This window comes from Maribellus sediminis (genome assembly GCF_011799805.1).
Lineage (GTDB): Bacteria > Bacteroidota > Bacteroidia > Bacteroidales > Prolixibacteraceae > Draconibacterium > Draconibacterium sediminis_A.
Genome location: NZ_WXUB01000003.1, coordinates 517,853 through 529,160, shown reverse-complemented (window position 1 = coordinate 529,160; position 11,308 = coordinate 517,853). Strand labels below are relative to the sequence as shown.

7 protein-coding genes are annotated in these 11,308 nt (G+C 41.2%); 6 read left to right on the top strand and 1 reads right to left on the bottom strand.

Annotated features, from left to right (window positions below):
• Positions 1 to 83 precede the first annotated feature (83 nt).
• The 6 genes from HFD85_RS14085 (at position 84) to HFD85_RS14060 (ending at position 8,467) form a co-directional block, all read left to right on the top strand.
• Positions 84 to 584, top strand: a complete 501-nt coding sequence (locus HFD85_RS14085; RefSeq protein WP_167610998.1) for a DUF4252 domain-containing protein — start codon at positions 84 to 86, stop codon at positions 582 to 584.
• A 547-nt stretch (positions 585 to 1,131) separates the two neighbouring features.
• Positions 1,132 to 3,750 (top strand): HYR domain-containing protein, encoded by a 2,619-nt coding sequence (locus HFD85_RS14080; RefSeq protein ID WP_167610995.1) that lies wholly within the window; start codon positions 1,132 to 1,134, stop codon positions 3,748 to 3,750.
• Positions 3,751 to 3,777: 27 nt separating this feature from the next.
• A complete protein-coding gene (locus tag HFD85_RS14075; RefSeq protein WP_167610992.1) occupies positions 3,778 to 4,560 on the top strand; it encodes a hypothetical protein in 783 nt (260 codons plus the stop codon).
• A 42-nt stretch (positions 4,561 to 4,602) separates the two neighbouring features.
• Positions 4,603 to 5,421: a hypothetical protein gene (locus HFD85_RS14070; protein ID WP_167610989.1), complete on the top strand. Its 819-nt coding sequence runs from the start codon at positions 4,603 to 4,605 to the stop codon at positions 5,419 to 5,421.
• Positions 5,422 to 5,540: 119 nt separating this feature from the next.
• Positions 5,541 to 7,523, top strand: coding sequence for a T9SS type B sorting domain-containing protein (locus tag HFD85_RS14065; RefSeq protein ID WP_167610986.1), 1,983 nt, complete (start codon positions 5,541 to 5,543; stop codon positions 7,521 to 7,523).
• On the top strand, positions 7,523 to 8,467 hold the full coding sequence (locus HFD85_RS14060; RefSeq protein ID WP_167610983.1) for a PorP/SprF family type IX secretion system membrane protein: 945 nt from the start codon (positions 7,523 to 7,525) through the stop codon (positions 8,465 to 8,467). The genes HFD85_RS14065 and HFD85_RS14060 overlap by 1 nt, the downstream gene beginning before the upstream one ends.
• A 37-nt stretch (positions 8,468 to 8,504) precedes the next feature.
• Here the strand turns inward: HFD85_RS14060 and HFD85_RS14055 are convergent, their stop codons facing one another.
• Positions 8,505 to 11,240 (bottom strand): alpha-amylase family glycosyl hydrolase, encoded by a 2,736-nt coding sequence (locus HFD85_RS14055; protein WP_167610980.1) that lies wholly within the window; start codon positions 11,238 to 11,240, stop codon positions 8,505 to 8,507.
• Positions 11,241 to 11,308: the final 68 nt, after the last annotated feature.

The following is an 11,308-nucleotide window of genomic DNA, read 5'->3' as shown; positions in this document are numbered from 1 at the left end:
AGACACAAAGTTTGATTTGAATGTAATCTTTTTTAAAGCTTTGCGTCTTCGTATTATTCATTCATATTTTTAAACTTTTTCTCATGAAAACAATAACAACACTTTTTTTTGCGCTCGGGCTATTGTTGTCGAGCCTCCTTGCAATGTCGCAAAGTAAAGCCGATAAGATTTATGATGCTTTTGATAATAAAGATGGTGTTACCAGTTTTACGTTCACGAAAGACATGACCGATGCTTTTAACATCGATCTTGGTGATGACGGTGAAGAAAAGAAAGTGTCCGGCGATTTACAGAAAATCAGGTTCCTGTCCTATAATCCTGAGAAAGGAGATATGTCGGGAGAAGCGTTTTTGAAAAAGGCGGTTTCGATGCTTCCTTCGCAGTATAAAAAATACGAAGATGAAGAAGACGATTCAAATGCTGAAATTTGGTTACTCGGAAAAGGTAAAAAGTATAAAGAGTGTCATGTTTTTCTTCATAATGATAATTCGTCAGGAAACAGTTTCCTTGTTTCGTTCTATGGCGATTTTACGGTTAACGATCTGGAGGGCTTAAAAGCTACCGGAAAAGGTTTTTCAAAATAGCTTGGCAGGAGCCTAAAAATTTCTCAATAAAACCCCTCTTTTATAAATAATTTCGAAAGTAAAACCCCATGTGTCCCATTATGGCAAAATATCCCGTATGTGGAATTTGCCGTTAGGGGTGCTGTCTCAAATTACTTATTTTCATATCGATTTTAAATTGCTATACTGGAGGTTGATAATTGTGTGACTTGCTGGTTAACAGGATTATATTTATTAGGACTGGTTCTAAATAGGGTATGGTCGTCAACAAAATTTGTGCACGTTTGTCAATTAGGTATTTGGTCGTTTTGAGCAATGTCTCATTTTGATTTTTAGTGTGAGCGGCTTGATACGATAATGCATAGTTAAAGGATGAGAATGAAAACGATGTGATTGTAAAACAAGTTTTGGGACAAATTTGAATTGCGCAAAAGATAAGATAAAGTTAAGTTGTGTTGTTTTGACCAATGTTTGGTCGTGGGATACCATAAAGGGTCAACGGTTCCACGCATGGAATCATGTCTGGTATAGTGTCGTACGCTCATTTAAATTCAATTGGCTTATCCTGTTGGCACTGATATTTATGGGGACTCTTGCTTTTGCTCCATTTTCGGCAAAGGCGGCAGCAGCTAAAGCTCCGGGAGGGAGTTCCACAATTATTAGCACTTATACTACCTGGACAAACAATATTCCCAGTTTTGGTCCCAAGGATACACTTATAATAAACGATACTTTAATTATAAATTCCGACTTTACCTTTTCTGGTGCCGTTTTTACCATTAACATGGGTGCTGTTTGCATCATTTATGGCGATCTAATAATTAAAAACAAAATTGACCTTAGCATTGGTGCACATCTTCTTATTGCAGGTGATCTTAACACAACGGGTTCACAGTTTACTGCGCAGGTAGACACAACTGCTGCAATTTACATACTTGGAACGGTTTCAACCGACATTGCCGGGTTGCAGTGTGGTGATCCCGCATCTTATATTCCTCATTCCGGAGATACATGTAATTACGGGGATATTATTTCCATGGAAGACAATGAGAATGATAGCACTGGTGTTTATGATCTCTTTGTTTCAGGGGATGTGAATAAAGGAGTAACCCCGGTTTATTCAGAATTGTGTGGAGGAGAAACGGTTACAATTTCTGCAATAAATGAAACAGCTGATGCTTATCAGTGGTGCGACTCCAGCGGGGTTGAAATCCCGGGTGAGACGAATTTTCAATTCAATGTATCACAGCCGGGTGAGTATTTTGTCAAAATTATTGAAGGAACAACTACGATTATATCGCACAGGGCAAAGGTTGCTGGTGCTTCTGCATTTGCAGTAATAACTGGAAATAATGGTCCTGTGTGTTCGGGGGATAACGTAATTTTTAACCTCTCCGGAACTTCGGAAGCCATTATTTTTTATTCGCTCAATGGTGTTCAGGATTCAACGGTCTTGTGGGGGGGGGCAGTTGATATACTTATTGCCGGCGCTTTAACGAATCAGGTACTAACATTGGATTCAATTATTACTGAAAGCTGTAACAGTGCTTTGGTTGGAATTAGTGATATGGCATCAGTTGAAGATACCATAAAACCAATATTTTTAAGTTGCCCAGTGGATATGTTGGTCGATAGCGACGATTCTCTATGTGGTGCAGAAGTTAATTACACAATCCCTACTGCCTCTGATAATTGTATAGTTGAAAGCATCACATTAATTGAAGGCTATTCTCCCGGTGATACTTTTCCGCTTGGTAACACTTTAGTTAGCTACGAAGTGTCGGATGCTGCAGGAAATAAAGATACCTGCAGTTTTTATGTTTTGGTTTCAGATATAAATCCTCCGGTTTTTAGAACTGGAATTCGTGATACTGTTACTTTTGACAATACTCCCGGAGAATGTGGATGGGTAATTAATCCTGGCAGTTTGCCTCAGCCAACTGCGATCGATTATTGTTCGACCGTAACGATTACTCGAACATCACAAGACACTAGTTGGACAGTTTTTCCGATTGGTATTACTCCCATAAGTTTTCAGGCAAAGGATTTGTCTGGTAATTCCATAACTGATACAATTTTTTTGCAGGTTGTTGATTCAGAGCTCCCAACCATTGATACTTGTCCCGATGCAGTTTTTTCCACTCCATTTGATACAATCATTAATGTCTTTTCATTGGTGCCCATCGAAGTAAATGACAATTGTCCCGGAGTTTCAAAAAGTTCCAATCCAATTACAGTTGATTTGTCCGTAATTGATGTCGTTCCGGTAACGACAATAGCTTATGATGCTAGTGGAAACACTGAGTCATGTAGTTATTTCATTACTGTGCAGGATTATACTCCAATTGAAACAGAACCTGATTTAGATACCGTGTGTACCGGGTCAACCATCGCATATGCATATAATGATATATGGGGGAGTAAATCAAAATGGATAGTAACCGGACCGGATGCTACAATCTCTGATCCGAATTCGCAAGCAACAGATATTACGTTTAATGCACCTGGAACATACGTTATTAAGGCCAAGATTCAGGAAAGTGGTCAGCCTGCTTTTTATATAGATTACATGACGGTTATAGATACAGATGGATCAACAATTGCCGATGTTTCGATCAGTGTCTCACCGTCAGCTTCAGTATGCGACAGTACAGAAGTAACTTTTAGTGCGACCCCCGTTAATGGAGGAACGAATCCTGCTTATCAATGGATGATTAATGGAGTAACAGTGCCGGGCGAAACCTCCTCCGTATTTGTTAGCTCGGCCTTGAACGATGGAGATGTTATTTCGTGTGAAATGATAAGTAGTTTGATTTGTGTGAGTAATAGTCCCGATACTTCAAATACAATCACCATAAATAGTTATCCAATCCCCTCAATAACATTAGAATCGAATATCGCAGAAACGTGTTATGCAGAAGGAAATGGCAGCTTGAGTTATACTGCGATCAGTGGTGGTGCAAACCGCTATAGTATTGATTATGTTGACAATGATATACCAGATGTAACAAACGTTGCTCTTTCGGGAGGCAGTATTTTGCTTGTTTTTCCTTCGGATAAAAATCCTGGATCTTATAGTGCAACACTTACAGTAGATAATAGTGTTACTGGATGTGTTAGCGGTGCATATAATATTTCAATCGTAATTAGCGAATTACCATCTACCGGAGAAATAATACCCGATTAATTAAAACACAACTATAAAAACTAAAAAATGAAAAAGATTTATACTTACTTAATCGCGACAGCAGCACTGATGATAATTAGTGCAGCAGCAATGGCACAAGGTGGTCAGAATCCACTTGTAGGCTCAACGCATTATTACAAAGTAGTTCCCGGCAAATCGGGGAATACGTTTCAATGGTCGGTTACCGGGGGAGTAGCAGGAACTGATTATACAATAAATTCGGCCTCTACAACTACCGATTCCTTAAATATTACCTGGTTGACGAAGGTGGGGAATCCGCATAAAATAATTTTTCAGGAAACTGATGCTACAACAAACTGTATAACAACCAAAGAGCTTACCCTGAATGTAGTTGATAATACATTTGATGTGAGTATTGCTTCTCCCGATGATGAGTGTAACAGCGCAACTGATACCACAGATGCCAACAATAATTTTACAACAACTGATTTTAGCGTAAGCATGGTCAGTGGTAGTACCACATGGAATCCGAATTGGGAAATTACATTTAACGTAGCTTCTGGTAATATTGCTTCAACAATTGATGATGTTTCGTCTACTTCAGGTACATTAACAGATAATGGAGGCGGATCTTTCACGTTAACTGGGATTACTTCAGCATCTGGAGAAGGAGCTGCAACCATTTCTGTAAGAGTTGCAGGTAGTGCATTTGATGAATTAAGTGCCGTTGTGGAAATTACCGAAGCAAAAGAACTTGATTACAATACTCCCGACAAGGATACCAACGATTGGACCGCAACAGGAATCATTAATCCCATACCAAATACCTCAAGCATTATAACAGATTAAAAAACTGTCAAGAATTTAATAATCTCACTAAAAACAATCATTATGAAAAAGTTGATTTTACTTTTTTTTGCGGTCGTAACGACCGCGATGAGCGCGAATGTTTTTGCGCAAAGCACCGGAACGAAACCGGCTCCGGGGGCAACACAAACTTATTTTATTACTCCGGGAAGTGAAACAAGTTCTATCTCCTGGACGATTACAAAAGCAACCTTGACTGATACAACCGATGCCGGATCAATTTCTGTAATTCAGTCTGATTCTATTAGTATTGCATGGGCTGATACTGTTTCGGTTGGTGATTGGTACTATGTTCATGTAACCGAGGAGGACGCTTTAGGCTGTACCAACAATAAAATTCTTCCTGTTCAGATTACTCAAAGTCCGTTCTTCCTGACGCTGTCTGGTGCAACTGATCAATGTTACGATGGCGCCGTCACTGCTTCAATCGACATTTCGGATCCGAGTGTTATAACTTATGTTCACGGAACAGCCACCATTCAGTTTACTGTTAGTCCAACAGGCTTAAGTGATTCATATTCCGGATACTCATTCGATGCAGGTATCGATTACAATTCGTATGGTGGTACAATGTCCGAAACTCTTGCGGTTACTTCAGGAAATGGATCGGTTTCAGGAACGAAAATTACAGTAACGGATAACAATCCTGTAACCTTCACATTCGAGGTCAACAATGCGACCGAATTCACAAACGGTTCTGCGTTAGATGCACAGGATTATACAGCAACTGTTACCATCTTGAATGGCGAAGCATCGAACGGTGTAGACGACAACGGAACTGGTGGTTACACTGGCGACACCAATGTAGCCAGACCAAATACCAGCGGTATAGGTACAAACTAATATTTAACCGGATTGAACGAAATTGTTCTTCGACAAATTTGATTGAGGAAAGAATGTAGTGCATTCAGAAATTATGTTCAAATAAAATATATTAGTTGAAAATAAAGGCATTTTTCATAATGATCATAGCTCTTCTGGCTGCCCTAAGCGGGGCAGCTCAGGAGGCTTTTGTCGTGTACGAAGGTGCCGAAAAGAGCTTTTTTGTTGAAGATCATCCTGGAAGTGAATATTCCTGGAGTGTTCTCATTGATCTTAATCCCGACACAGAAGCTGATACAGCGGACTATGATTTTACTACAAATGTTAACCGGAACGAAGTAACAGTTCTATGGAAAACAGCAGGAATGTATTACCTGAATGTTAGCGAAACAGACATAACCGGTTGTACAAACCGAAAAGTGATGGTTGTTAATGTAATGCCAAATAACCGTAACATTTCCTTTACTAATTTGGTAAGTAGCGACTGCTATAGTTTAACTGATAATTCTTTTGTTCTGCCAGTAATATTACTTGATGAAACCGGGCTGCCACTCCCCGGCACTGATTATCCGGTACTGGTGGAATTTCAGGTGAACGAAAATTCATTTGAACAGCAAGTAGCGTACGACAATCAACAAATCAACATCGACTCAAATTGGTTCAATGTTAGTCCCGATCAGGAATCTATGGTACCGGTCCGATTAAAATCGGCAAAAGATATCAAAGGAATAAATATACCCGTTTCAAGTGGTGGCAGCGAACATATACGGAGTATTCATGCTTTGCCGGTCTTGCAATTCGATAATCCAAGTACTTCGGAAAAAGAACAAGATGTAGGAACCTACACGGTTTCAATGATAAGAGGTAACAGCGAGAATGCCGTTTACAGTTGGTTTGTCGATCCACCTGAAGGTAGTAGCACCGATTTAAGTACGATTGACACATCAACTGCTGATATTTACTGGGATGGTCCATCGGGAATATACACCGTGAAAGTCGTTGTTACCGATGGAAATGCCTGTATTAGTGATACAGTTCGACAGACAGTTGAAGTAAATACAGATCCGGAACCGATTCAGGTTTATGCGGGACCTGACACAACAATCGGAAGTTGTAATTCCTACTTCTTCGATAAGGTTACCCCTGTTGATGAAACGTATACCTATTCGTGGGAGCCGGCTGAATATTTAAGCGATCCTACTGTTCCAAGCCCGACTTTCACCGCAGGTGCAACTACAAGCTATGTGTTAACTGTCAGTAATTCGGCAGGAAACAGTGCACGCGACACTGTTGTTATTAGTGTAGTGGAAATTACCGCCAATGCAGGCGAAGATCTAATGATTCCGGAAGGATCCACCGTTTTACTGGATGGATCGGCAAGTGAAGGGCAAAATATTTCCTACCAGTGGACAACAGAAAATGGAAATATTGATGAAGGTGCTACCACTGCGTTCCCCATCGTGAGTCAAGCCGGAACCTACTACCTGGAGGTTAGCGATAAATTTGGATGTACCGCGCTTGATTCGGTTGTAGTAAGCAGGGTGATTTATGCGCCAATTGCTAACAATGATTATGATACTACTGATTTCCAGAGTACGGTAGCGATCGATGTTTTGGCCAACGATGAATTTACCGGCAGCGAACCTGACATCAATACCCTGGAAATTGTGCAATACCCGCTAAACGGAAATGCAAGTGTGAATTATGCCAATGGAACCATCGACTACACCCCCGGCAATAATTTTGTTGGCAGCGATCTTTTTGAATACAGAATCTGTAATGTGGATCAACTCTGCGATGAGGCACAAGTGTATGTGTATATATCGCGCGAAGATTTTTTAATCCCGGAGGCCTTTACGCCAAATGGCGACAACATCAACGATTTCTTCGAAATCAAAGGAATACAATATTACCCGGGTAACTCCATTACAATAATTAACCGCTGGGGCAAAAAAGTATACGAGGCTAAAAACTACAGTATTAACACCAACCCGGTATTCTGGGATGGCAAATCGAATGTAGGTGGAGGAAATGGTGACCTGCCAACCGGAACTTACTTTTATGTAATTGATTTAGGAAACGGAGATAAAAAGATTGGGGGATCAGTGTATCTCGACAGATAATGAGAGCAAGTAAATACATATTGATTTTCACGGGCCTGTTATTGATGCTGCTTTTCAATAACAGAAAAGCCATGGCTCAGCAAGATCCGCTTTATACCCAGTACATGGATAACCTGCTGGTGATAAATCCAGGTTATGCCGGCTCCAAAAATATTGGAAATGCCATGGTGGTTGCCCGCAGCCAGTGGGTGTCGTTCGACGGTGCTCCGGCTACTCGATCTTTTGCCTTTAACTCGCCGGTGGAAGGGAAAAATATTGGTGTTGGCATTTCGCTCTTATCCGACCGAATTGGCCCCATAAAACAGACCGGATTTTATGTTGATTATTCCTATTTTCTGCAGGTTTCTGAAGACTTTAAGTTGGGCATGGGACTAAAAGGAGGAGTAAGCTTTTACCGCGCCAACCTTACCGATCTGATTACGATTGATCCGGGCGATCCGATTCTGGACAACGATATTTACGAGAATTTTTTGCCCAACGTGGGAGTAGGCTTTTATTTGTTTTCCGACAATACCTACCTCGGGTTATCAGCACCGCGGCTTATTGAAAATAAAATCACCCGTGAAGATGTAAGTACCGACTATGTAAACAAACAGGAAATGCACCTGTACTTTGTTGGTGGTCATCAGTTTGAATTGAGTCCGGATTTTCAACTCAAAACAAGTGGAATGATGAAGTGGGTAAAAAGTGCTCCGCTTTCGTTTGACTTAACTGCTCTGTTCGGTTTCAGAGAGAAATTCTGGATTGGCGCCATGTACCGCTTCGATGCAGCTTACGGTGCCATAGCGCAGTTTAAGCCTTTGCCTGAATTAACAATTGGATATTCCTACGACATTACAATCGGCGATTTAAGTGGATTCCAAAACGGATCGCATGAAGTTATGCTCAGCTACAATTTCAACTTATTCCCCGGCCGTTCAAGCAGTTCAACAGCCTCAAAATAAATCATTCGGTATTTGAGTTTATTGTTTTGTTCCCAACTTATTCAATAATAATCTTCTGTGTTTTTATGGTATTATCAAGCACAACCCGTACTAAATATATTCCTGAAACGTAGTCTTGAACAGGAATTTGTGTTTGTTTATCTCCGATTTTACTTTGTTGATAAATAAGTTTTCCCTGCAGATTATACAGCTGAATCTCACTCATGTCTTCATCTGCAGAAATAGTAATAAACGAACTGGCCGGATTTGGATAAACCCGAAGTTCAGCATTTGTTTGTTCAAGTCTTTCAACGTCGGTAATGTCGTTCGAAACCTCAAACTTTTGGGTGGAATACAGACGGTATTCTCCGGGTTGCAGATTAAGGATCTGATCGGTAGTTGTGAATTCAACCGAGTCGCGGCTAAAAAATTCGTACCATTTACCGGTTTCCGGGAAACTGATTGTTGGCGAAGTGGCTTGTATATCGAAATTACCCACTGCCAACACATAATCTCCGTCGTTACTTAAAGTGTACGATTTTACAGCTTCGCTTAAATTGTAAGTAAAACTTTCCGGGGTGAACTCTTCATATTTCTGTTTGAGTTCATTCAATTTTGCCATTACGTTAAAGAGAGCAAGCCGGTCGGTATTATTCAGGTAGTGCCAGTACGGTGGTTTTGGATAGGTGCGGCAATCATTGCTAATGCTGCCATCTTCACAGCGGTTGATCGAAAGATCATATCCGCGTTCGCCAAATTGCCAGATCATTTTCGGGCCGGGCAGGGGAAGGTGGAACAGCGAGTTCAATTCAATGCGTTTTAGTGCTGTTTTTTGGTTTTTAATGTTGTAATCGCCCGAACTCAATCCGCTATTTTTAATGTCGTACATTATTCGTTCTTCGTCGTGGCTTTCAGGATACGAAACTAGGTTTGGTTCGTTCCATCCACGTTCGCTGTAGATGGTCCAGCTAAGGTCAGAGTTGCTCACATTTCCCATGGCCGCCTGCAGGTAACTGCCGTGCATATTTCCCCAAAGCATAATGCCGTGGTTGGCCAGTTCGGTTTCTTCCGAGTTATCAGTGAGGTGTTCCAGGATAACCAGGTTATCCGAATCGCGCTTCCATATTTCATCAGCCATGCGTTCGAGAATGGCGATACGCGATGCGTCGTAAGCCCAGCCATCGCCCGATTTCTGTGTGAATCCTTTGGTAAAATCGAAGCGGAAACCATCCACTTTGTATTCGTTGATCCAAAAGCTGTTTATGCTGTCAACGAGCTCTTTTACCACATCCGCTTCGTGGTTAAAATCGTAACCCCACGAATAAGTTGTATTTGGCGACTCAACATTGTACCATGGATTTTCGGGTAAAATTGTCCAGTTGTCCATGTACATTTGCACAAACGGACTTTGTCCGTAACTATGGTTCAACACCATATCAAGAACCACGGCAATTCCGCGTTGGTGGCATTCGTCGATCAATTCTTTTAGCTTGTTTTTCGGGCCATAAGCTTTATCGGGCGCAAAATAAAACGATGGATTGTAACCCCAGCTATTGTTTCCCTCAAACTCGTTAACCGGCATCAATTCCAGCACATTTACTCGCAGGTCTTCCAGGTAATCCAATTGGTCGATCACTCCCTGGAAACTTTGTTCGGTGGTAAAATCACGCACCAGTAATTCGTAGATTATCAGTTTGTTTCTGTCGGGTGTTTCAAAATCGGTAACCTGCCAGTTGTAAGTTTCCTGTCCGGTTTGAAGAACAGCGGCAATGCCTTCGGTTTTTCCCGTTGGATAGGCAAGCAGTTCGGGATAAATTTCTTCTGAAATGAAGGGATCGTTCCAGGGATCGACAATCTTTTCGGTGTAAGGATCGGCAATTTTGATCTCCCCGTCAATTAAATACTGAAAAATGTATTCTTTTCCTTTTTCAAGATTTGGGATTTCGAGCCAGAAATAATCGCCATCCTTTTTCATTTGGAATTCATTCTGAACCTCCCAGTTGTTGAAATCGCCAATTACAAAAACATGTTCTTTTAAGGGGGCAAATAAAACCAGTGCAACCGTGTTATCGTCGAGGTAATTGATACCCTTTTTGTAAACAGACGGTTTTGGTTCGCTGGTAACTTCGTTACGAACAAATATTTCCATCGAATCAAAAACAGTCTTGCCATCAGCACTTGCTTCGGCTATTAACCAATAGTTACCGCCTTCAGAAAAAGTATAATTGATAGTGATTTCGTTGCCGGTAGTTTCGGCTAAAACGGTTTCATTTAAACTGAGTTTTAATGCGGCTTCAACCGACGAACGAGCAGAAAAGGTGAGTTCCTGGTTCTTTTCTAATATTGAAGAACCCGAGGGTGAAGTTATATCAACTACCAAACCTTCGTCGTAAATGGTAACAAACAAATCCTTGGTTTGCTTGCTGGCGTCGGCAGAGCGGATAACAAAACACAACTCGGTGATTTTGTCGCCAGCATCAACACTGTAAAACGAATAGACATTGGGCGAGATCAGCAATTCATAAATACCGCCTCCTTTGTTGGTGAGTTTGGGTTGAGTGCTGTTGTTTCCCCACGATTCAATCACATACTGCCAGCGGCCTTCGCCTTCGATGGTAACGCCGGTATGGGCATAGAGATCGCCTGTATAATAACCAAGCTGGCTCTCGGCCGAATTAAAAGTTAGTGTAACCGGGCCTGATGCTACCGGGATTTCCGGGCTGGTGGTAATTTGGGCAAAGCTACTTTGTAAAAGCCCCAGAATAAAAACGAAAGGTAGGAGTTGTTTGAACATCGTATTGTAAGTTGAAAGAATAAACAGGTAGCATCACTTTTGCAATGCTACCTGTCAACTAAAATATT